Annotated in this window: 22 protein-coding genes and 1 pseudogene; 9 read left to right on the top strand and 14 right to left on the bottom strand. The window is 72.5% G+C overall.

What is annotated here, in order from left to right; genetic code table 11:
* The first annotated feature begins 8 nt into the window (after positions 1-8).
* Positions 9-1,241, top strand: coding sequence for a cytochrome P450 (locus tag I6J71_RS18305; protein ID WP_204095812.1), 1,233 nt, complete (start codon positions 9-11; stop codon positions 1,239-1,241).
* Here the strand turns inward: I6J71_RS18305 and I6J71_RS18310 are convergent.
* Positions 1,231-1,779, bottom strand: a complete 549-nt coding sequence (locus tag I6J71_RS18310; protein ID WP_204095813.1) for a TetR/AcrR family transcriptional regulator — start codon at positions 1,777-1,779, stop codon at positions 1,231-1,233. The two genes, I6J71_RS18305 and I6J71_RS18310, sit on opposite strands and share 11 nt — an antisense overlap.
* A gap of 118 nt (positions 1,780-1,897) precedes the next feature.
* Here I6J71_RS18310 and I6J71_RS18315 point away from each other — a divergent pair, with 118 nt between their 5' ends.
* The 4 genes from I6J71_RS18315 to I6J71_RS18330 all read left to right on the top strand — a co-directional run bounded on the left by I6J71_RS18315 (position 1,898) and on the right by I6J71_RS18330 (position 5,447).
* Positions 1,898-2,740, top strand: a complete 843-nt coding sequence (locus I6J71_RS18315) for an SDR family NAD(P)-dependent oxidoreductase (protein ID WP_239154992.1) — start codon at positions 1,898-1,900, stop codon at positions 2,738-2,740.
* Between the two features lie 163 nt (positions 2,741-2,903).
* Entirely contained in the window at positions 2,904-3,299 is a 396-nt protein-coding gene (locus tag I6J71_RS18320; RefSeq protein WP_204095814.1) for a YciI family protein, read from the top strand.
* 7 nt (positions 3,300-3,306) lie between these two features.
* The gene (locus I6J71_RS18325; RefSeq protein WP_204095815.1) at positions 3,307-4,581 is read left to right on the top strand and encodes an RNA polymerase sigma factor; all 1,275 of its coding nucleotides are present in this window, start codon (positions 3,307-3,309) and stop codon (positions 4,579-4,581) included.
* Positions 4,578-5,447 (top strand): hypothetical protein, encoded by an 870-nt coding sequence (locus I6J71_RS18330; protein ID WP_204095816.1) that lies wholly within the window; start codon positions 4,578-4,580, stop codon positions 5,445-5,447. Before I6J71_RS18325 ends, I6J71_RS18330 begins: the two co-directional genes overlap by 4 nt.
* Positions 5,448-5,505: 58 nt before the next feature.
* Here the strand turns inward: I6J71_RS18330 and I6J71_RS18335 are convergent, their stop codons facing one another.
* Entirely contained in the window at positions 5,506-6,093 is a 588-nt protein-coding gene (locus tag I6J71_RS18335) for a TIGR03086 family metal-binding protein (protein WP_204095817.1), read from the bottom strand.
* Between the two features lie 67 nt (positions 6,094-6,160).
* Positions 6,161-7,264, bottom strand: coding sequence for a calcium:proton antiporter (locus I6J71_RS18340; protein ID WP_204095818.1), 1,104 nt, complete (start codon positions 7,262-7,264; stop codon positions 6,161-6,163).
* Positions 7,265-7,649: 385 nt separating this feature from the next.
* On the opposite strand from I6J71_RS18340, the gene I6J71_RS18345 reads away from it, so the two are divergent.
* Entirely contained in the window at positions 7,650-8,615 is a 966-nt protein-coding gene (locus tag I6J71_RS18345) for a TIGR03557 family F420-dependent LLM class oxidoreductase (protein ID WP_204095819.1), read from the top strand.
* Positions 8,616-8,618: 3 nt separating this feature from the next.
* On the opposite strand, the gene I6J71_RS18350 is transcribed toward I6J71_RS18345, so the two are convergent.
* Positions 8,619-9,203: a hypothetical protein gene (locus tag I6J71_RS18350; RefSeq protein ID WP_204095820.1), complete on the bottom strand. Its 585-nt coding sequence runs from the start codon at positions 9,201-9,203 to the stop codon at positions 8,619-8,621.
* Between the two features lie 94 nt (positions 9,204-9,297).
* Between I6J71_RS18350 and I6J71_RS18355 the strand changes: the two genes are divergently transcribed.
* Complete coding sequence (locus I6J71_RS18355) at positions 9,298-10,425, top strand: NADP-dependent malic enzyme (protein WP_204095821.1); 1,128 nt, start codon at positions 9,298-9,300, stop codon at positions 10,423-10,425.
* 237 nt (positions 10,426-10,662) lie between these two features.
* Here the strand turns inward: I6J71_RS18355 and I6J71_RS18360 are convergent, their stop codons facing one another.
* The 3 genes and pseudogenes from I6J71_RS18360 to I6J71_RS18370 form a co-directional block, all read right to left on the bottom strand.
* Positions 10,663-11,757: a Vms1/Ankzf1 family peptidyl-tRNA hydrolase gene (locus tag I6J71_RS18360; protein ID WP_239154993.1), complete on the bottom strand. Its 1,095-nt coding sequence runs from the start codon at positions 11,755-11,757 to the stop codon at positions 10,663-10,665.
* Between the two features lie 12 nt (positions 11,758-11,769).
* On the bottom strand, positions 11,770-13,560 hold the full coding sequence (locus I6J71_RS18365) for a thiamine pyrophosphate-requiring protein (protein WP_204095822.1): 1,791 nt from the start codon (positions 13,558-13,560) through the stop codon (positions 11,770-11,772).
* A 41-nt stretch (positions 13,561-13,601) separates the two neighbouring features.
* Positions 13,602-14,212, bottom strand: a pseudogene (locus I6J71_RS18370) (flavodoxin family protein).
* A gap of 115 nt (positions 14,213-14,327) precedes the next feature.
* Here I6J71_RS18370 and I6J71_RS18375 point away from each other — a divergent pair.
* Together I6J71_RS18375 and I6J71_RS18380 are read left to right on the top strand one after the other, a co-directional pair.
* Entirely contained in the window at positions 14,328-14,942 is a 615-nt protein-coding gene (locus tag I6J71_RS18375) for a DUF47 domain-containing protein (protein ID WP_204095823.1), read from the top strand.
* Entirely contained in the window at positions 14,942-15,937 is a 996-nt protein-coding gene (locus I6J71_RS18380; RefSeq protein ID WP_204095824.1) for an inorganic phosphate transporter, read from the top strand. Before I6J71_RS18375 ends, I6J71_RS18380 begins: the two co-directional genes overlap by 1 nt.
* 4 nt (positions 15,938-15,941) lie before the next feature.
* On the opposite strand, the gene I6J71_RS18385 is transcribed toward I6J71_RS18380, so the two are convergent.
* From I6J71_RS18385 to I6J71_RS48365, 7 genes are read right to left on the bottom strand one after another with little or no spacing between them, the layout of a single operon-like run.
* Entirely contained in the window at positions 15,942-16,256 is a 315-nt protein-coding gene (locus tag I6J71_RS18385; protein WP_204095825.1) for a DUF3618 domain-containing protein, read from the bottom strand.
* Complete coding sequence (locus tag I6J71_RS18390) at positions 16,253-16,666, bottom strand: phage holin family protein (RefSeq protein WP_204095826.1); 414 nt, start codon at positions 16,664-16,666, stop codon at positions 16,253-16,255. Before I6J71_RS18390 ends, I6J71_RS18385 begins: the two co-directional genes overlap by 4 nt.
* Positions 16,667-16,726: 60 nt before the next feature.
* Positions 16,727-16,936: a DUF2795 domain-containing protein gene (locus tag I6J71_RS18395; protein ID WP_204095827.1), complete on the bottom strand. Its 210-nt coding sequence runs from the start codon at positions 16,934-16,936 to the stop codon at positions 16,727-16,729.
* 51 nt (positions 16,937-16,987) lie between these two features.
* Positions 16,988-18,259: a sodium:proton antiporter gene (locus tag I6J71_RS18400; protein ID WP_204095828.1), complete on the bottom strand. Its 1,272-nt coding sequence runs from the start codon at positions 18,257-18,259 to the stop codon at positions 16,988-16,990.
* 13 nt (positions 18,260-18,272) lie between these two features.
* The gene (locus I6J71_RS48355) at positions 18,273-19,103 is read right to left on the bottom strand and encodes an AAA family ATPase (RefSeq protein ID WP_370542220.1); all 831 of its coding nucleotides are present in this window, start codon (positions 19,101-19,103) and stop codon (positions 18,273-18,275) included.
* On the bottom strand, positions 19,004-20,185 hold the full coding sequence (locus tag I6J71_RS48360; protein WP_239154997.1) for an AAA family ATPase: 1,182 nt from the start codon (positions 20,183-20,185) through the stop codon (positions 19,004-19,006). The genes I6J71_RS48355 and I6J71_RS48360 overlap by 100 nt, the downstream gene beginning before the upstream one ends.
* Entirely contained in the window at positions 20,182-20,799 is a 618-nt protein-coding gene (locus tag I6J71_RS48365) for a Clp protease N-terminal domain-containing protein (protein WP_239154999.1), read from the bottom strand. The genes I6J71_RS48360 and I6J71_RS48365 overlap by 4 nt, the downstream gene beginning before the upstream one ends.
* Positions 20,800-21,041: the final 242 nt, after the last annotated feature.

Below are 21,041 nucleotides of genomic sequence, written 5' to 3' on the forward strand. Positions count from 1 at the left end.
AGGAACGCATGACGAGCACCCTGGACCCCGCCACCCCCGAGGCGGACGCGATCCCGGACTTCCCGATGGCGCGCGCGGCCGGCTGCCCGTTCGACCCGCCGCCGCGGACGCGGGAGCTGCAGGACGAAGCGCGGCTCGCGCGAGTACGCCTGTGGGACGGCAGCACGCCGTGGCTCGTCACGCGCTACGCCGACCAACGGGCGCTGCTCGCGGACCCGCGGGTGAGCGCGGACGTGACGCGGCCGGGTTACCCGAGCCCCGCGCCGCTGCCGCCGGGCGGGCCGGCGGTGAGCTTCATCCTGATGGACAACCCCGAGCACGGGCGCCTGCGCCGGATGGTCACGGCGCCGTTCACCGTGCGCCGCATCGAGGGGCTGCGCCCGGCGGTCCAGAAGATCGTCGACGACACGCTCGACGAGATGCTCGCCGGGCCCAACCCGGTGGACCTCGTCGAGGCGTTCGCGCTGCCGGTGCCGTCGCTGGTGATCTGCGAGCTGCTCGGCGTGCCCTACCGCGACCACGACTTCTTCCAGGCCAACAGCAAGGTCATCATCAAGCGCGACACCGAGCCGGCCGAGCGCGCGGCCGGCCACCGCGCGCTGCTGGACTACCTCGACGAGCTGATGGGGGAGAAGCTCGCGCGCCGCCGGGACGACCTGCTGTCGGGCCTCGCCGACCGCGTCGAAGCGGGAGAATTGACGCGGTCCGAGGCCGCGCAGATGGGCGTGCTGCTGCTGATCGCCGGCCACGAGACGACGGCCAACATGATCGCGCTCGGCACGCTGACGCTGCTCGACCACCCCGATCAGCTCGCCGTGCTGCGCGAGACCGACGATCCGAAGGTGATCGCCGGCGCGGTCGAGGAGCTGCTGCGGTACCTGACGATCACGCACAACGGCCGCCGCCGCGTCGCGCTGGAGGACATCGAGCTCGCCGGGCAGACCATCCGCGCCGGCGAAGGCCTGATCATGGCCAACGACATCGCCAACCGCGACGCCGCGGTGTTCCCCAACCCCGACGGGCTCGATCTGCGTCGCCCGGACTCGCGCCGGCACGTCGCGTTCGGCTTCGGGGTGCACCAGTGCCTCGGGCAGCCGCTCGCGCGCGTCGAGCTCCAGGTCGCGTACTCCACGCTCTACCGGCGAGTGCCGACGCTCGCCCTGGCCGGCGATCCGGCCCGGATCCCGTTCAAGCACAACGGGTCCGTGTACGGCGTGTACGAGCTGCCGGTCACGTGGTGATCCGCAGGCCTTCCAGCACCACGTCGAGGTAAGGCTTCGCGGTCCGGCCCGTCTCCGGATCCTTCGGCAGCGCGCCCACGAGCGTGAGCACTTGCGCCGCCGAGACGTCGGGCCGGACGCGGCCCTCGTCGCGGGCGCGGGCCAGGAGCCGCTTGAAGCTCGCCTTCATCGGCGCGCACGTGACGGCGACGGGCGAGCCGTCGTCGGTGACGTGACCGGTGAGGCCGGGGTACTCGGTGGCGGCGCGGTCGAAGTGGCGCAGCCACTCCGGCAGCCGCGCGCCGCCGTCTGGGGCGTCGAGCAGTTCGCGGGCGTGGGCGTCGAGCGCGTCCGCGCTGTCGCGCATGATCGCGGCGAACACGTGCTCGCGTGAGGGGAAATGCCGGTACAGCGTGCCCCGGCCCACGCCGGCCTCCTGCGCGACGAACTCCAGCGGCGCGTCCGTGCCCAGTCGCGCGAACACGTCCTTCGCGGCGGCGAGCAGCACGTCGTAGTTGCGCCGCGCGTCCGCGCGCTGCCGCTTCTCCGGGGTGGCCACCGCCCGAGTCTAGCCACTATCCGGACGCCGTGTCCGCTATCACCGTGACAAGCGGACACGGCGTCCATATCGTCGGGAGCGGCAAACGGACACGGCGTCCGGATGGAGAGGAGAACCGATGGCTCCCACGATCGCCGTGGTCACCGGCGCCAGCCGGGGTGGCAAGGGCATCGCCGTGGCGCTGCGCGCGGAGGGCGCCACCGTCTACGTCACCGGCCGCAGCACCCGGCCCGGCGACTCGCCGCACGGCGGGACGGTCGCCGAAACCGCCGCGCTCGTCGACGCGGCCGGCGGGCGGGGTGTACCGGTCGCCGTCGACCACGCCGACGATTCGGCCGTCGCCGCGTTGTTCGCCCGGATCGCCGACGAGCACGGGCGGCTCGACGTCCTGGTCAACAACGCGGCCAAGGTCCCGGCCCCGATCGAACCGGGTGGGTTCTGGGTGAACCCGATCGCCGCGGCCGACCTGCTCACCGTCGGCCTGCGCTCGCACTTCATCGCGGCACACCACGCGGCTCCGCTGCTGATCGCGAACGACCGGGGTCTCCTCGTCAACACCGGCCACTACGGCGCGGTGTCCTACCACCAGGGTCCGGCGTACGGCGCGCAGAAGGCCGGCGCGGACAAGATGGCCGCGGACATGGCGAAGGACCTGCGCCCGCACCACGTCGCCGCCGTGTCGATCTGGATGGGCAGCATGCGCACCGAACGCGCCGAAGCCCACCTCGCCACGCTGCCGCCCGGCGCGCGGACGGCGCCCCGCGAGTCACCGCAGTTCACCGGCCGCGTCATCGCCACGCTCTACGCGTCGCCCGATCTCATGGCCTACTCGGGCCGCGCCCTCATCGGCGCGGAACTCGGTGCCGAGCTCGGGGTGACCGATGTGGACGGCACGGTGCCGCGCAGCCGCCGCGCCGAACTGGGCGCGCCGCCCGAGCTGCACCCGTCCCTGCTCGGCTGACGAGCGTCGATCGGCTCGGCGTGGACGAGCCGGCCCCTCGGCGCCGTGAACCGCGCCGGGGCGTGAACCACAAATTTCCGAAAGCCGCAGCGCGGCTGTCGAGTTACGGTCAGGCTGTTCGTCATCCTCTTCGACCGACGGCGAGCAGGTGACTGGAGGACACGTGCAGTACATGCTGTTGATCTACAACTGCGAACGCCCGGAACCCGGCGACCCCGGGTTCGAGGAAGCGGTCGCACGGGTGAACGCGTTCGCCGACGAATGCCGCCGGCGCGGGGTGTGGGTGGACGGCAAGCCGCTGCACGGGGAGGCGACGGCGACGACCGTCAGCGTCCGCGACGGGCGCACGCTCATCACCGACGGACCGTTCGTCGAGACCCACGAGCACCTCGGCGGCTACTACGTGCTCGACTGCCGCAACCTCGACGAAGCGATCGAGCTGGCGGCGCTGTGCCCGATGGCGGCCGACGGCTCGATCGAGGTGCGCCCGATCGTCGGGGTGCCCGGGGTGGACCACGCGCCGGTCGACGCCGGGCGCCCGGGCGCTCCGGCCAAATGACCCGCGCATGACGGTGGCCGCTGCGGACGCGGTCGAACGGGTCTACCGCGCCGAGCGCGCCCGCATGCTCGCCGCGCTGATCCGCGTGCTCGGCGATTTCGAGCTGGCGGAGGACGCGCTGCAGGACGCGTGCGCGCTCGCACTGCGCAAGTGGGCCGCGGTGCCCGACGACCCGGTGGCATGGCTGCTCACCGCCGCGCGCAACAGCGCGATCGACCGGCTGCGCCGGGCCAGGCTCGGTCGGGAGAAGCTCGCGGCGCGAGGCGCGGACCCGGAGGTGGTGCCGATGACCGGCTTCGGGGAACACCGCCTGCTCGAGGTCGGCGACGAGCGGCTGAGCCTGATCTTCACCTGCTGTCACCCGGCGCTGGCCGAACAGGCGCGCGTGGCGCTGACGCTCAACGCCGTGGTCGGGTTCACGGCCGGGCAGATCGCGCGGACGTTCCTCGTCGGCGAGGCGACGCTCGCGCAGCGGCTGGTGCGGGCCAAGCGGAAGATCCGCGACGCCGGCATCACCTTCGAGGTCCCGCCCGACCACCTGCTGCCCGAACGGCTCTCCGGCGTGCTCGCGGTGCTGTACCTGATCTTCACGCAAGGCTACACGGCCGCGGCGGGTTCGCCTGAGCACAGCGCGCTGCGGCAGGAGGCGATCCGGCTCGGCAAACTCGTCGCCGCGCTGATGCCGGACGAACCCGAGGCCTTCGGGCTCGTCGCGGTCCTGCTGCTGCACGACTCGCGGGCCGCGGCGCGGCACAGCGCGGCCGGCGATGTCGTGCTGCTGGAGGACCAGGACCGCGCGTTGTGGGACCGCGCCGAGATCGCCGAGGCACTGGGGCTGCTGGACCGCGCGCTGCGCTTCGGCGAGCCCGGTCCGTACCAGCTGCAGGCCGCGATCGCCGCGTTGCACGCGCAGGCGCCGTCGGCGGACGAGACCGACTGGGGCGGCATCGCCGCGCTGTACGCCCGGTTGCTCGGCTTCACGCCGTCGCCGGTGGTGGCGCTCAACCACGCTGTCGCCGTCGCGATGGCCACCGGGCCGGCCGAAGGGCTCGCGCTGATGGACGGCATCGACGGACTGGAGCAGTACCACCTGCTGCACGCCGCGCGGGCCGACCTCCTGCGCCGGCTCGACCGGCGCGCGGAAGCGGCCGCCGCGTACCGGCGGGCGCACGAACTCGCCCACACCCCCGCCGACCGGAGGTTCCTCGCCGGCCGCCTGCTGGAACTCGACCGTGCCGGCACCGAGACCGGCACCGAACCCGACACCGAGGAGCACCGGTGAGACTGTCCATCCTGGACCACGGCCACCGCCGCCGCGCGAAGCTGTTCCTGTCCGCCACAGCGGCCATGTCGCGAGTGGACAGTCCCGACATCGTGCTGATGCTGCTGTACCGCCCGGACTTCATGTCGCGGGCGCTGCTGGAGCTGACCGCTCCGGCGATGCGCGGCCCGTCGCACTGGACGGCTGGGGAGCGCGAGTTCCTGGCGATGGGCACCGCGAAGCTGCACGAGTGCCCGTTCTGCGCCGTCACGCACGAGGAGCTCGTCAGAATCGCCGGCGTCGGCGAGATCGACCCGGACCGGCCGGAGTCGGCGCGGCCGGAGCTGCGGGCGGTGCGCGCGTTCCTCGACACCGTCTCGGGACCCGGCGGCGAGCCCGACGCGACGCTGGTCGCCGACGTGCCGAAGGACGCTGTGCTGGAGGCGCTGCGGGTAAACCTGGTCTGGGACGTCGTCAACCGCCTGGCCAACGCGTTCGGCTTCGTCCTGCGTGACGGGCAGCTGCACAGCGGTACCCGGTCGCTGCACCGGTTCGGCTACCGCTTCCCGGGCTTTCTCCTCGCCGGCGGCGTTGCGGCCGACCACGGTGACGTCGTGGAGAACCTGCGCCACAGCGTCCTCGACGCGGACGGTGTCACCGACCGGGCGCTGCGGGTGGCGCTCGTGGCCGGCGACCCCGTCGGCGAGCCCTGGCGGAGCTATGCGGAGAAGGTGCGCGGCGCGTCCTACCGCGTCACCGACGAGGAGGTCGCGGCGCTGGTCGCCGCGGGCCACAGCGAGGACGAGATCTTCGAGGTCACGGAAGCGGCGGCCGTCGGTGCGGCTCTGCACGCGTACGACACGGGCCGCAAGGTGATCGACGGCTAGCGGGGTGCGTCCGCAGTGTCCTCTGTCCGCCCTGTCCACTTCGGACGCACCCCGGCGCCTACGCGGCCACCGGCTGCCACGCCGCCCGGCCGAGGAACGCCAGGAGCCGCGTCTGCTCGTCGGCGCCGGCGGGCGGCGTGAGCTCCGGGCCGAAGAAACCGGGCCGGCGCACGGCGTGGGCGCGGGCCCAGTCGAAGGCCGCCGCGATCGTGTCCGGGTGCAGCCGCACCACGGTGCCGAGAGCGTGGCCGATGTCCCAGGCGTGCGCGACGAGGTCGGTGGTCAGCAGGCTTACGATGCCCGCGATCGGGACCTCGCCCAGGCCAGGCAGCGTGGTCGTGTGGCCCAGCGTTTCCGGCGTCAGCGCGGCGAGGGACGCCTCGCGCGCCGCACGCCAGGTCGTCAGCGGGTCGTCGCCGGCCAGCGCGGCCGGGTGCGGTGAGCCGGGCGCGCCGGAGTGTTCGGGGTAGTCCTCGCCGAGCGCCCACGCGCGCAGCTGGCGCTGGCCCCACACCGCGTGGCCCGCGACGTCGCGCACCGTCCACTCGGTGCACGCCGAAGGTGCGGCCCAGCGGTCGGACGGCACCGTGGCCAGCACGGTGTCGAAGTCGTCCTGGGCCCGGTGGTAGAGCTGCATGGTGTCCATCGTCCGTCCTTTCGAGGCGGTGTTGTCACCCCGAGGACGAACGGGCGCGGCGCGGCTCGACACGACCTCACGGCGAGGCGGCGAGGAACACGAACGCCGCCAGCAGCACCAGGTGCACACACGCCTGCAGCCGCGTCGCGCGGCCGGGGACGATCGTGAAACCGCCGATCACGACAGTGATCACGAGCAGCACGATCTGCGTCGGGTCCAGGCCCAGCACCAGCGGGCCGCTGAGCCAGATCGACGCGAGGGCGATCGCCGGGATCGTCAGGCCGATGCTGGCCATCGCGGAACCCAGCGCGAGGTTCAGGCTCACCTGCACCCGGTCGCGGCGCGCGGCGTTGGCGGCGGCGATCGTTTCGGGCAGCAGCACGAGCAGCGCGATCACCACGCCGACGAACGACTGCGGGAACCCGAGCGCGGCCACTGCGGCCTCGATCGCCGGTGACTCGACCTTCGCCAGCCCCACCACGGCGATCAACGCGACCAGCAGCAGGACGAGACTGAACGCGGTTTCGGGGCCGCTGGGCCGGCCCGAGTGCCCGCCGGCGTCGTCGAGCACGGCGCCGTCTTCGCCGACCGGCAGGAAGAAGTCGCGGTGGCGCACGGTCTGCGTGACCACGAAGACCCCGTACAGGATGAGAGACGCGATGGCCGCGAAACCCAGCTGCGCCGGGGAGAACTCCGGGCCGCGGCGCGACGTGGTGAACGTCGGCAGCACGAGGCTGAGCGTGGCCAGTGTCCCGACGGTCGCGAGCGCGGAGCCCGTGCCCTCGGCGTTGAACACCGCGGTCTTCCGCCGCAGCGTGCCCAGCAGCAGTGACAGGCCGAAGATGCCGTTGGCCGTGATCATCACGGCGGCGAACACCGTGTCCCGCGCGAGCGACGCGGTTTTCGGCCCGCCGGACACCATGAGCGTGACGATGAGCGCCACCTCGATCACCGTCACGGCGACTGCGAGTACGAGTGAACCGAACGGCTCGCCAACCCGGTGCGCCACCACCTCGGCGTGGTGCACCGCGGCGAGCACGGCCGCCGCGAGCACGACGGCGACGATGATCACCGGCACCGTCCCGAGCACGAGGCCCCACGTGATCGCGAGCGTCACCACCGCCACGACCGGCGCGATCGTGGTCCAGCGCAACCAGGGCGAACGCATCGGGACAGCCATGGAGGGAGCTTCGCAGATCCGCGGACGGACCGCTTCCGGAACACGAGGCGGGGGTCGCCTGCTGCGAGGGCACGGTCCCGAACCGGACCCCGAAACGGCCGTCGAGCCCGGATCGCGAGACCTTCACCTGCTGAGTCCTTTGAAAAGACTGCCTTTTGACGCGTCGTGCCGAGCCCTGCTCACCTCAGCCGGTTGGAAAACCGACGGCGAGTCCGCGCGTCCTCGCGCAGGTCGCAGGACGCGCCGGCGAAGGTCAACTGCGGGTCCGATCCTGGCTCGAGCACGGCGTGGCCTGACGAGTGTTTCCGGGCGCGGGGTCGCGGGTTATCCCGGCGGGGAAAGGGTGAGCCCCGGGTTCACCGACCCGCGACCCCAGGGAGCGCGCATGCGCATCGGCTACACGTTGATGACCGAACAGGCCGGGCCGAAGGACCTGGTCGGCCACGCGGCCTCGGCCGAGCGGGCCGGCTTCGACTTCGAGGTCTGCAGCGACCACTACTCACCTTGGCTCGCGGAGCAGGGACACGCGCCATACGCGTGGAGTGTGCTCGGCGCGGTGGCGCAGGTGACCGAGCGGGTCGACCTGATGACGTTCGTGACCTGCCCGATCATGCGCTACCACCCGGCCGTGGTGGCGCAGAAGGCCGCGACCGTCCAGCTCCTGTCCGACGACCGGTTCACCCTGGGCCTCGGAGCAGGGGAGAACCTGAACGAGCACGTGATCGGGCAGGGCTGGCCGCCGGTCAACGTGCGCCACGACATGCTCGCCGAAGCCCTGCAGATCATCGGCGGCCTGTTCGACGGCGGTACGTTCAGCTACGAGGGCAAGCACTTCCGCGTCGATTCGGCCAAGCTGTGGGACCTCTCGCCCCGGCGCGTGCCGATCGGCGTCGCGGTGTCGGGCAAGCAGTCCGTGCACCGCTTCGCCCCGCAGGCCGACGTGATGATCGCGGTCGAACCCGACCCGGGCCTGTGCGGCGAGTGGGACGCGACGCGCCTCGGCCCGCCGACGCGCAAGATCGCTCAGCTGCCGGTGGCGTGGGACGCCGACCGGGCCGCGGCGATCCGTCGCGCGCACGGCCAGTTCCGCTGGTTCGGCGGTGGCTGGAAGGTCAACTCCGAGCTACCCGGCCCGGCGGGATTCGCCGGCGCCACGCAGTTCGTGCGCGAGGAGGACGTCGCCGGGAGCATCCCGTGCGGCCCGGACGTGGAGCCGATCCGCGACGCCGTCCGGCAGTTCGCCGACTCGGGCTTCACCGACCTGGCGCTCGTCCAGATCGGCGGCGAGCACCAGAGCGGCTTCTTCGAGTTCGCCGAGAAGGAGCTGTTGCCGGCACTGCGCGCCGGTTAGTGGCTACCGTGAGGGCCGGTGCACCGCGGGCAGTTTCGCCAGCGCGGTGCGCACGCCCTCGGCCACGCGCGGGTGCCCGAGTGGCAGCGGGGCCGGGATGCGGTCGTCCGGGGTGTCGGTGGTGTGGGCGACCAGCTCCACGTCGATGCCGGCGTCGCGCAGCCGCGCGATCTCGTTGCCGTGCGCCGCGAGCCAGCCTTCGTCGGCCGCGAGCGCATCACCCGGGCTGACGACGCCCTCGGCGGAGGGGTCGACCAGCAGCACCGAGCGCACGCGGTCCCGGTGCTCCTGTGCGAGCCGCAGGGCATCGCCGGCGTCGGGGCCGCTCGCGACGATGTCGGCGAGGTGCCGCGCGTCCGCCGGTTCGGCCAGCGCTCGCGCGGCCTCCCGGGCGCCGTTCTCGACGGGCAGGCGGCACCAGAAGATCTCGTGGCCACCGGCGAGCGGGCGCCAGGTGGGCGGGAGGTCGTCGTGCTTGGCCTCGCCGGCGGGGTCGAGCACGACGAGCCGCCGCGCGCCGCGCGTGCCGCCGGTGACCAGCGCCGGGCCCTCGGCGCGAACCGGGTCCACCGTCGGGTCCTCGGGCATGGGGCACTCCTTCCTGTCCGCTCCGGCGGGTACCCGTCGCAGGCCGTGAAAAACGCGGCGATTTCCGCGTCGCGGCCGGGGGTATCCGCCGCTCATGAGCCGAAGTCGTGGAAAAGTCGAGGTCTCGGCCCGGGTGCGGCTCGAAGGCCCGCAGGATCTCGCGGAGCAGTACACGCCCGGGGTGGCCGAAGTCGCGAAACGGGTGGCCGAGGACCCGTCGGCACTCGCCCGCGAAACGGTGAAGGCCAACTCGGTTGCGATCGTTTCCGACGGGTCCGCCCTGCTGGGCCTCGGTGACCGCGGCCCGGCTGCGGCGCTGCCCGTGATGGAGGGCAAGGCCGCCCTGCTGAAGCGGTTCGCCGACGTCGACGCGTGGCCGATCTGCCCCCTCAGCCGGGATCCCGATGACCTGGTGCGGACCGTGAAGGACCTCGCGACGTCGTTCGGTGCGATCAACCTCGAGGACATCGCCGCGCCGCGCTGCTTCACCGTGGAGCGGCGGCTGCACGACGAGCTCGACATCCCGGTGTTCCACGACGACCAGCACGGCACCGCCGTCGTCGTGCTGGCCGCCCTGCACAACGCGCTCAAGCTGACGGACCGCGAACCCGGTGACACGTCGGTGGTGATCTCCGGCGCCGGCGCGGCGGGGAGCGCCACCGCGCGCCTGCTGCAGGAAGCCGGCTTCCGGCGTCTCGTGGTCTGTGACAGCAAAGGCGTGCTCCACCCGGAGCGGGACCTGGTCGGGGAGAAGCGGTGGCTCGCGGAGAACACCAACTCCGGCGGTGAAGCCCGGGGGAGCCTGCGCGACTCGGTGTCCGGCGCCGACGTGTTCGTCGGGGTGAGCGCCGGTGGTCTGCTGAGCGAAGAGGACGTGGCCGGCATGGCCGACCGCGCCGTCGTGCTGGCGCTGGCCAACCCCGATCCCGAGATCGACCCCGAGGTGGCCGGCCGACACGCCGAGATCGTCGCCACCGGCCGCAGCGATCACCCGAACCAGATCAACAACGTGCTCGTGTTTCCCGGCGTGTTCCGCGGCCTGCTCGACTCCGGCGCGCCGCGCGTGACGTCCCGCACGCTGTTGGCGGCCGCACGGGCGCTGGCCGACGTCACCGGTGACGACCTCGACGCGCGCCGGATCGTGCCGAGCGTGTTCGACGACGGGGTGGTGGAGGCGATCGCCGAGGCCGTGGCCGGCGCCGCCAAAGAAGACTCGCTGTGAGGACATCCCTTTCGCGGCTGGGCCGCGGGCGTGACCCTGCGACCGGCTGACCTCCTGCCTGGGGCAGGACCTGTCCGTCCGTGGTTGCCGGTCCCAGCACGGTCGGAGCAGCCGGCCTGATCCCGACCGCGGGAAGCCGGCGACAAGTCCGGCGAAGAGGGCGGCCGCACTCCAGCCGCCCTCTTCGCCGGGCAAGGACGGGCGGACGCACCCCACCGCGTGTCCGCCCGCCGGTTCTCAGGGGTGGCGGAGCAGTGCGGCGAAGCCGTCGGGCAGGTCGATCCGCTCGTCCATCACCACCACGTCGGCGCCGACGGCCACTGCCGCGTACGGCAGCGCTTCGTCGGCGCGGTGCTTCGCCGGGTGCTCGGCGCCCAGCGCGGCGAGCCGGGGCTTCGCCACACCGACCTGGGTCGGTTCGGCCCCGGTGAGCACTTCGGCGTCACCCGGCTCGCCGACCAGCAACGTCTCGACGTTCGCCTCGGCCAGCGCCGCCGTCACGGCTTGCAGCCCGCTGACCGCGAGACCGGACTCGCGTCCGGCTTCCGCGCGGAACCGCTCGGCCAGGTCGTCCAGCTCGACGAGGTGGCGGCCGGTGAGCAGCTCGTGGACGCGTTCGTCGAGCTCGTCGCGGTCCGAACCGGCCGCCCGGCCGCCCGTTCCGGTCTCCTGGGTGATCGAGCGCACCGGTTCCGGCAGCAGCTCGTGCAGTTCGGCCCGGGCCTGCACCTCGCCGGCGAGCACGACGAGCCGCGCGCCGGTCCGTTCGACGGTCTTCGCGACGTGCGCGGCGACGTCTTCGAGGTTGTGCCGCACGGTTTCTTCGCTGTGCGCCTGGATCGACCGGTGCGCGGGCCCACCGCCGCGCACCTTGTGCACGTCGTCGTCGCGGCCCCGCACGGTTTCGGTCTGCGTGGTGCCGTCGGCGTGGTGCACCTCGACCTCGGCACCCACCCGGTCCACGAGCACCAGCACGTAGTCGGGCACGTCTTCGGTGTGCGTGACCACGGGCAGGAAGTAGGGCAGGTCCGAGTAGCGGGCGTCCTGGCCGGCGGGCGGCGCGGCGAGCCGGCGGTCGGCGACGATCTTCCTGTTCGCCGCGATCAGGCTCCGGCCGGCACGGCCGACGGGCGGCGGACCGGCCTCGGCGGTGCGCAGGACGACGTCGACGGTCTCCGGATCGGCGTTCTGCTCGGACAGCGCCGCCTCGATCTCCTTGAGCCGCAGGCGCAGCTGCTTGGCGGCGTCCTCGGTGTCGTGCGACTCGTCGAAGTGCACGGACACGAACGGACCGGTGGCGGCGGTCAGGGGGCGCAGGCCACGGGTGTCCACAGGGGACTCCTTTCAGTTCCTCGACGGCAGGAGCTCCTGGACCTTCGTCTTGAGGCCCTGGGCAACCAGGTGCCAGGCGTTCGGGTCGCCCTTGAGCACCGATTCGGTCATGGACTTGAGCTGCTCCATGGTCGCGTGCGGCGGGATCGGCGGCACCTCGGGATCGCAGCGCACGTCGAGCACGGTCGGCACGTCGGCGGCGAGCGCCGCGGCCCAGGCGGCACCGAGCTGGGCGGGGTCCTCGACCGCCACGCCGCCGAGCCCGATGCCGCGCGCGAAGTCCGCATAGGACACTTCGGGCAGCGACTGCGACGGTTCGAACTTCGGCGCGCCGCCCATCGCGCGCAGCTCCCACGTGACCTGGTTGAGATCGCCGTTGTGGAACACGCAGATCACACATCGCTGGTCGGGCCACAGCTCGCGGTAGCGGGCGATCGTCAGCAGCTCCGCGAGGCCGTTCATCTGCATGGCGCCGTCACCGACGAGGGCGACCACCGGACGATCGGGGTGGGCGAACTTCGCGCCGATCGCGTACGGCACGGCGGGCCCCATCGTCGCGAGCGTGCCCGAGAGCGAGCCGCGGATGCGGCCGCGGATGCGGAGGTTGCGGGCGTACCAGTTGGCCGTCGACCCCGAATCGGTGGTGACGATGGCGTCCTCGGGGATGCGCTCGGACAGCTCGTGCACGATGCGCATCGGGTTGATCGGGTGCGCTTCCAGCATCGCCTGGCGAGTGACGGTGTCCGTCCACTCGGTTACGTTCTTTTCGACGCGCTCGCGCCAGGCGCGCACGGTTTTGCGCTCCAGCAACGGGATGAGGTGCTCCAGTGTGCTCTTCGCGTCACCGAGGAGCGTGACCTCGGTGGGGTAGCGCAGCCCCAGGAACCGCGCGTCGAGGTCGATCTGCACGGCGCGCGCCTGCCCGAACGGCGGCAGGAACTGGCTGTAGGGGAAGCCGGAGCCGACGATCAGCAGGGTGTCGCAGTCGCGCATCAGCTCGTAGCTCGGGCGCGTGCCGAGCAGGCCGATCGCGCCGGTGACGTAGGGCAGGTCGTCGGGCAGGACGTCCTTGCCCAGCAACGCTTTCGCCACGCCCGCAGCGGTCAGCTCGGCGACTTCGCGCACCTCGGTGACGGCGTTGCGCGCGCCCTGGCCGACGAGGATCGCGACCTTCTCGCCGGCGTTGAGCACCTCGGCGGCTCGCGTCAGCTCCTCGTCAGGCGGCACGACCTTCGCGTGCGGGTGGTCCGGCGGGCTGGAGGGCACGTGCTTGAACTCGTGTTCCGGTGGTTCGTAGGGGAGTTCCTGCACGTCGGCCGGGATGATGAGGGCCGTGGGGGCGCGCTGGGCGAGCGCGGTGCGGATCGCGCGGTCCAGGGCGTTGGGCAGCTGTTCCGGCACGTTGACCTCGACGAGGTACTCGCTGGCGACGTCCTTGAACAGCGCCTGCAGGTCCACTTCCTGCTGGTAGCTGCCGCCCATCGCGCTGCGTGCTGTCTGCCCGACGATCGCCACCACCGGCACGTGGTCGAGCTTTGCGTCGTACAGCCCATTGAGCAGGTGGATCGCGCCGGGCCCGGACGTCGCCGCGCACACCCCGACGCGCCCGCTGAACTTCGCGTACCCCACGGCTTCGAACGCGGCCATCTCCTCGTGCCGCGCCTGGACGAACCGCGGCTTGTTCCCCGCCGCGCCGAACGCGGTGACGAGCCCGTTGATCCCGTCACCCGGGTAGCCGAAAACCTGCTCGACGTCCCATTCGCGCAGCCTGGCCAGCACGTAGTCCGCAACGCTTTGACTCATGCGGCCCGGGTACCGCGGGGCCCGGCCGGGCAAACATCGTCTCAGGCGGCCGGATACTGCCGCTCGCGCACCAGGTCGGCGAGGTGCACCCCGTTGCGCACCAGCTTGGCGTTCGTCGAGGCGGCGGCCTTCGGGTTTCCGTGAGGTCGAGGTAGTCGCCGCCCTGCATGGCTTCGCCGTTCCAGCAGGTGGCGCCCTGCGCGGGCACGGTGAAGCCCGTGTCGTCGAGCGCCTGGAACAGGTCCGCGATGATCTTGTGGGCGGCGTCCTCGTTGCCGACCACCGCGGCGACGCCGACCTTGCCGAACATCGCCGGGCGGCCTTCGCCGTCCGTTTCGGACAGCTCGGCGTCGAGGCGCTCCAGCACCCGCTGCGCGACGCTCGACATGTGCCCGACCCAGGTCGGCGTCGCCACGAGCAGCACGTCGGCCGCCGCGACCTTCCGGCGGATTTCGGGCCACTCGTCGCCGCGGCCCAGGTCGGCCTCCACGCCGGGGCGCACGTCGTAGTCGACGACACGCACCACCTCGACGGTCGCCCCGTGCTCGGCGAACAGCTCGAGCGGCTGGCGTGCGATCAGGTCGCTGCTCGACTTGGCCGGCGAGGGCTTGAGCGTGCAGGTCAGCGCGACGACGCGCAACGGCTGGTTCACGGCTTCCTACCGACTCGGACAGGTTCGGATGGCTTCCCGCGAGCCGCCGGTTGAACCCGCGCCCGGCTGGGCACTCTCCGGAATCGGATCGCGCCGGTGAAGGGACGAGGCAAGAATGCGGCTCACGCCACGGGGGACGAAGTTCTTCGATCTGCTCACCGATGCCGCGGCCAACCTCGTGACCGCGACGGCGCTGCTCCGCGACCTGGTCGGCGCCGCACCGGGGGAGCGGGAGCTGATGGCGAAGCGCCTGCACGAGGTCGAGCACCAGGGCGACGAGCTGACCCACACGATCATGGTGGAGCTCAACAGCTCCTTCGTCACGCCCTTCGACCGCGAGGACATCCAGGCGCTTGCCGCGAAGATCGACGACGTCCTCGACTTCATGGACACCGCCGCCGACCTGTCGGTGCTCTACCGAGTGGACGCGTTCCCGCCCGGCACCGAGACGCTCGTGCGCGTGCTGTGCCGCTGCTCCGAGCTGACCGCGGCGGCCATGCCGGGCCTCGCGAAGGTCGGGGAACTGGAACCGTACTGGATCGAGATCAACGAGCTGGAGAACGAGGCCGACCGCGTCTACCGCCGTATCCTCGCGCAGCTGTTCGAACCCGGCGCGGACGCGCTGGAGGTGCTGAAGACGAAGGAAGTCGTCGAGCAGTTCGAACTCGCGGCCGACGCCTTCGAGCACGTGGCCGACGCGGTGCAGACGATCGCGGTCAAGGAGTCGTAGTGACGGGCACGGCCGCGCTCGTCACGGTCGTCGTGCTGACCCTGTTCTTCGACTACACCAACGGGTTCCACGACGCGGCGAATGCCATCGCCGGCGCGGTGTCCACGCGTGCGCTGACCCTGCGGACCGCGCTCGCGCTCGCCGCGGTCATGAACGTCGCCGGGGCGTTGCTGTCCACCGGCGTCGCGGCGACCGTCGCGAAAGGAGTGATCGACGTCCCGGCGGGGCCACATGCGCTCTCCGTGGTCTTCGCCGCGCTGGCCGGGGCCATCACGTGGAACCTGATCACGTGGTACTTCGGCCTGCCTTCGTCTTCCTCGCACTCGCTGATCGGCGGCATGGTCGGCGCGGCGCTGGCGGCGGCGAGCACCGTGCACTGGACCGGCATCGTCGAGAAGGTGCTCGTGCCGATGGTCGCCTCACCGCTGCTCGGCCTGGGTCTCGGCTACGTCGCGATGGTCGGCGCGCTGTGGCTGCTGCGGCGCGCGAACCCGCACCGCAGTGGCCGGGTGTTCCGCCGCTGCCAGATCCTCTCGGCGTCGGCCCTCGCGCTGGGCCACGGGCTGCAGGACGCCCAGAAGGGCATGGGGATCATCGTGCTCGCGCTGGTCGCCGCCGGGCGGCAGACGAGCTTCGCCGTGCCGCTGTGGGTCACGTTGCTGTGCGCCGGCGCGCTGTCGCTGGGCACGTACTCGGGCGGGCTGCGGATCATGCGCACGCTCGGGCGCCGCGTGTTCCCGCTCGACCCGCCGCACGGGTTCGTCGCCGAGTCGGTGGCCTCTTCCGTGCTGTACGTGACGGCGTTCGCGGTGAAGGCCCCGATCTCGACCACGCACGTGATCACCGCGGCGATCATGGGCGTGGGTGCGACCCGCCGGCTGTCGGCGGTGCGCTGGGGCATCGCTCGCGACATCGTGCTCGGCTGGGTGCTCACGTTCCCCGCGGCGGCCGCGGTGTCCGCGGTGGTCTACTTCGTGGTGAACGCGGTGAGCTGAGCCCTCAGCAGTCGTCGGGTGAGCGCCGGCGCAGGATGAGCCGCAGCACGATGATCAGCCCGAGCACGCCGGCGAACACCGGGAACGGGTTGGCTCGCACGGTGTCGGCGCCGTGGCGGAACTTCGCCGCCGCGGGCTCGCCGACCACGCCGCCGACCTTGGCCTCGGCCTGGTCGAGCCGTGCGTCGATGCCGCGGGTGATCTTCGGGCGCACGTCGAGCTTCTGCTCGAGCGTGTCGAGAGTCTGGGCCAGCTCGGCCCGCGTCGCGTCGCGGTCGATGCGGACTTCCTCCGGCGTCTCCGGGAACTCGCGGTTCACGAGCGCACCTCCTGCCGCACGACCTCGACGTCCTCGCGGACGCCCTCGATGGCTTCCTCCGGCATCGGCGGGCTGCCGCGCTTGAGCTGCGTGCGCCCCACCAGCGCCGTCAGCCCGGCCAGCACGAACAGCACCCCGGCGACGACGAGCGCGGCCGCCCAGCCAGGCAGCACCAGGGCGAGTGCCATGATCGCAGCGGCCACGACCGCACCGCCACCGAACAGCGCGACCAGCCCTGCCGCGCCGAACAGTCCGGCGCCAACCCCCATCCGGGTGCTCTTCTTGCGCACCTCGAACACGGCGAGGCGGACCTCGTCGCGCACCAAGCGCTTGATCTGTTCGGTCAGGTCGGACACCAGCTCCCCGAACGACCGCTCCTCCGGCGGCTTCGCGGGCACTTCCTCGATCACCACACACCTCCAAGGTCGCAGGATCGCCTTGAGACCCCGGGTTCCCGCTGTGCTCGCAGCTCAACCCGACGTCGAACGGTTCGTTTCGAGGGCCGTCCACACGCCGTCGAGGTCGTCGTAGCGCGCCTCGGCGGCGAGTGCGCCGAGCGGGCCCAGCACGTCGTCGCCCGCGCCGGCGGCGGTGGCCTGCCGCAGCAGCTCCGCGCGGCCGCACGGGTAGCGGACACCGGCAAGGTGCCGCGAGAGCGTGTCGTGGTCCGGAAAGGACATTCGCGCCTCCTCGGTTCGTCGCGCTTCCCGGGTACCCGCCGCGGCGCGGGTTCACCCGGGGACGTCACCGCGGCCGAGGGGCACGTGGTCGCCCCGCGCTTCGATCCGCCGCATCAACGGTTGGGCGAGGATCCCGTGCACCAAAACCGAAAGCGCGACGGCCAGCGCGCCGACGCGCCAGAGCGACGCCCGCCCGGGCACGGGGACCGCGTGCAGCGCGTGGGCCAGGTAGTAGAGCGTGCCGATGCCGCGGACCCCGAAGAACGCGATGCCGGACGCGGCCCGGCCCCGCGCGGCCGAGCGGATGAGCGAAACCAGCCCGGTCAGCGGCCGGACGAGGAACACGACGGTGAACACGAGCAGGATCTCGGTGACCGTGAGCCCCCGCAGTAGCCCGTCGCCGAGCGCGAGACCGAGGCCGAGCAGGGCCACGGCGACGAAGAGGCGCTCGAGCTGGCGGCCGAAGGAGTGCAGCACGTCGTGGTAGCGGTGGGACCGTTCCCGGTTCCGCACGGTGACGGCGGCGGTGAACACGGCGAGGAAGCCGTTGCCGTGCACCAGCTCGGCCAGCGCGTAGGGGAGGAAGGCCAGCGCGAGCAGCACGAGCCCATCGGCGTACTCGGCGAGCCGCACCCGCGACGAGGGGGTGCGGAACATCGTCCACGCGAGCAGCCGGCCGGTGCCGAGGCCGGCGAGGACACCGACGGGCAGCGGCAGCAGCACGTCGGTGAGCACCCAGGCACCGCCGTGCGGTTGTCCTGCGAGGCTGAGGGCGACCACGACGAACGGCATGGCCAGCCCGTCGTTGAGCCCGGCTTCCGTGGTGAGGGTGAACCGGACCTCGTTGTCGCGCGCGAGTTCCGGCCCGGCGCCGGGCGCGGGCACGCCGACGTCGCCCGCGAGCACCGGGTCCGTCGGGGCGAGCACGGATCCCAGCAGCAGCGCGGCCGCGGGTGCCAGACCCAGCCACCACCACCCGAGCAGAGCCACGGCGGCGATCGCGAGCGGCATGGCCAGGGCCAGCAGCCGCCACGTCGACAGCCAGCGCCGCGGGCCGAAGGGGCGGTCGACCGACAGCCCGGCCCCGGCCAGCGCGACGAGGATGCCGAGCTGCGCGAACGATTCGACACCCGCGAGGTGCGCAGCGGGATCGGCCCAGCCGTCGCCGTACGGTGCGGGCAGCGGCGCGATCCCCAGCAGCACGCCGGCGACGAGCATCACCAGCGGCGCCGAGAACGGCCGGTCGGCCACCAGCTTCGGCAGCACCGCCGCGGCGAGCGCGAGCAACCCGGCGACACCGAGCAGGACCGTCAGCGCCGACACGGCGGGGGCCAGGTCACGCGGAGACCGTCGTGGCGAACCTCAGACCGTCGGTCCCGCCCTCGCCGGCGTCGACCCGCACGGTGCTGCCGGGCCGCAGGTCACCGGAGAGCAGCATCGTGGACAACGGGTTGTCGACGTGGCGCTGGATCGCGCGCCGCAGCGGCCGGGCACCGAATTGCGGTTCGTAGCCCAGCTCGCTGATCCGGCGCACCGCTTCGGGCGTGAACTCCACCGTCACGTCCTGGGCCTGCGCCCGCCGTTTCGGGCGGTCCAGCAGCAGGCTCGTGATGCGGTCCAGCTGGCCGGCCTCGAGCTTGCGGAACACGATGATGTCGTCGATCCGGTCGAGGAACTCGCGCCGGAACGACTCGCGCAGCCGCCGCATCAGGCGCTCACGCAGCCCGTCCCCGCTGCCGCTCGCGCCTTCGCCGGACGGGCGCACGAACCCGAGCGCGCCCTCGGTCGCGCTGCCGACCAGGTCCGAGCCGAGGTTGCTCGTCATGATCAGCACGGTGTCGGCGAACGAAACGGTGCGGCCTCGCCCGTCGGTGAGGCGGCCGTCGTCGAGCACCTGCAGCAGCACGTTGAACAGGTCCGGGTGCGCCTTCTCGAGCTCGTCGAGCAGCACCACCGAATACGGGCGCCGGCGGACGGCCTCGGTCAGCTGGCCGGCGTCGGAGTAGCCCACGTACCCCGGCGGCGCCCCGATCAGCCTGCTCACCGTGTGGGCCTCGCCGTACTCGCTCATGTCGATGCGGACCATGCTGTCCTCGTCGCCGAAGAGCGCTTCGGCGAGCGCGCGGGCCAGCTCGGTCTTGCCGACGCCGGTCGGGCCGAGGAACAGGAAGCTGCCGAACGGCCGTCCCGGCTCGGCCGTCCCGGCTCGGCCAGCCCGGCCCGGGAGCGCCGCACGGCCTCGGCGAGCGCGCGCACCGCGTCGTCCTGGCCGATGACGCGGCCGTGGAGGTGTTCTTCGAGGTTCAGCAGCCGTTCCCGTTCGCGTTCGGACTCGGTGAGCCGGGTCGCGGGGATCCCGGTGAGGCGCGAGACGACCTCGGCCGCCTCGGCTTCGGTGACCTCCTCGGTGCCCGCTTCGCCGCGGCGTTCGTCGAGCTGCCGCCGCAGCTCGGCGGCGCGGTCGCGCAACTGCGACGCCCGTTCGAAGTCCTCGGCGGCGACGGCCTGGTCCTTCTCCCGCTGCAGCTCGTCGAACCGGGCCTGCAGCTCGCGTTCGCCGTCGGGCCGGGTCCGGGTCCGCAGCCGCACGCGCGCCCCGGCCTGGTCGACGAGGTCGATCGCCTTGTCGGGCAGGTGCCGTTCGGTGAGGTAGCGGTCGGACAGGTCGACGGCCGCGAAGAGCGCTTCGTCGGTGTAGCGCTCCTGGTGGTGGGTTTCGTAGCGGTCACGCAGACCGGGCAGGATGGCCGGCGCGTCGTCGGTCGGCGGTTCCGGCACGAGGATGGGCTGGAACCGCCGCTCGAACGCGGGATCGGTCTCGATGCCCGTGCGGTACTCGGCCAAAGTGGTCGCGCCGACGATGTGCAGCTCGCCGCGGGCCAGCGCGGGTTTGAGCATGTTCCCCGCACCCTGGTTGCCCTCGCCGCCGGCGCCGACGATCGTGTGCAGCTCGTCGACGAACACGATCAGGTGATCGCTGCGCTCGCGGATCTCGGTCAGCAGCGCGGAAATCCGCTCCTCGAAGTCTCCGCGGTAGCGCGTGCCGGCAACCATCGCGGTCACGTCGAGCTGGACGACGTGACGGCCGCTGAGCACATCGGGCACGTCGTCGTCGGCGAGCCGCTGGGCCAGGCCCTCGACGATGGCTGTCTTGCCGACGCCGGCCTCACCGATCAGGACGGGGTTGTTCTTGGTGCGCCTCGACAGCACCTCGATCGTCTGCTCGATCTCGTCGTCGCGGCCGATCACGGGGTCGATGCGGCCTTCGCCCGCGCGCAGTGTGAGGTCCTCGCCGTAGCGGTCGAGAGCGGGGTGTCGATGGCGGCGGGCCGGTCACCCACGCGCTCGGTGCCGGCGGACCGGAGCCGTTCGGGCGTCACGCCCTGCTCGCTCAGCAGGCGCCCCGCCGCGGATTCGCCGTTCGCGGCCAGCGCGAGCAGCAGGTGCTCGGGGCCGATGAACGAGGAGCCGAGGCCGCGCGCGATCCGGTGGGCGTCGAGCAGCGTCCACTTCGCCGCGGGCGCGAGCCGCGCGGGTGCCGTGCCCGCGGACCCGGCCTCCCGGCGGCTTCGCTCGAGCACCTGCGAAAGACGCCGGACGTCGACGCCGGCGCGCTGCAGCAGCTGTGCGGTCGACGCCGACCGGGTGGCCGCCCACAGGAGGTGCTCGGTGTCCACGTGCGGGTGGCCCGTGTCCAGGGCGAGTCCCGCGGCTTCGGCCACCAGCTTGCGGGCCGGGTCGCTCAGCAACTGCGTCACGTCGACCGACGAGGGCCGCCGGCCCGGCGCCGTCTGGCCGAAGAATTGGGCGAGGAACTGGTCGAACGGGCTGTCCCCCGGACCGCGGGGGAAGAAACCGGTCATCGTCGTCACCGTTGTCGTCGGGGATTGGTCCGGGCCACCCGGGCCCATGTCCTGCACCTACCCGCTGCGGCACCGGGCAAACGTGTGTTTCGGTCGGGCGCAGGCGGGTAGGCCGCCACGACGAGAAGATCGGGAGGAGCGAGCGTGAAGGCAGTTGGGTGGCACCACGTGGGCGACATCCGGCTCGACGAAGTGCCCGATCCGAAGATCCTCGAACCGAGCGACCCGACCGTGCGCATCAC

This window comes from Amycolatopsis sp. FDAARGOS 1241, from assembly GCF_016889705.1.
GTDB lineage: Bacteria > Actinomycetota > Actinomycetes > Mycobacteriales > Pseudonocardiaceae > Amycolatopsis.

Coding starts and splice junctions, on each gene's coding strand:
- I6J71_RS18305 (WP_204095812.1), top strand. CDS start 9: ATGACGAGCACCCTGGACCCCGCCACCCCCGAGGCGGACGCGATCCCG.
- I6J71_RS18315 (WP_239154992.1), top strand. CDS start 1,898: ATGGCTCCCACGATCGCCGTGGTCACCGGCGCCAGCCGGGGTGGCAAG.
- I6J71_RS18325 (WP_204095815.1), top strand. CDS start 3,307: ATGACGGTGGCCGCTGCGGACGCGGTCGAACGGGTCTACCGCGCCGAG.
- I6J71_RS18335 (WP_204095817.1), bottom strand. CDS start 6,093: ATGGACACCATGCAGCTCTACCACCGGGCCCAGGACGACTTCGACACC.
- I6J71_RS18340 (WP_204095818.1), bottom strand. CDS start 7,264: ATGGCTGTCCCGATGCGTTCGCCCTGGTTGCGCTGGACCACGATCGCG.
- I6J71_RS18345 (WP_204095819.1), top strand. CDS start 7,650: ATGCGCATCGGCTACACGTTGATGACCGAACAGGCCGGGCCGAAGGAC.
- I6J71_RS18350 (WP_204095820.1), bottom strand. CDS start 9,203: ATGCCCGAGGACCCGACGGTGGACCCGGTTCGCGCCGAGGGCCCGGCG.
- I6J71_RS18355 (WP_204095821.1), top strand. CDS start 9,298: ATGAGCCGAAGTCGTGGAAAAGTCGAGGTCTCGGCCCGGGTGCGGCTC.
- I6J71_RS18365 (WP_204095822.1), bottom strand. CDS start 13,560: ATGAGTCAAAGCGTTGCGGACTACGTGCTGGCCAGGCTGCGCGAATGG.
- I6J71_RS18375 (WP_204095823.1), top strand. CDS start 14,328: ATGCGGCTCACGCCACGGGGGACGAAGTTCTTCGATCTGCTCACCGAT.
- I6J71_RS18395 (WP_204095827.1), bottom strand. CDS start 16,936: ATGTCCTTTCCGGACCACGACACGCTCTCGCGGCACCTTGCCGGTGTC.
- I6J71_RS48365 (WP_239154999.1), bottom strand. CDS start 20,799: ATGACCGGTTTCTTCCCCCGCGGTCCGGGGGACAGCCCGTTCGACCAG.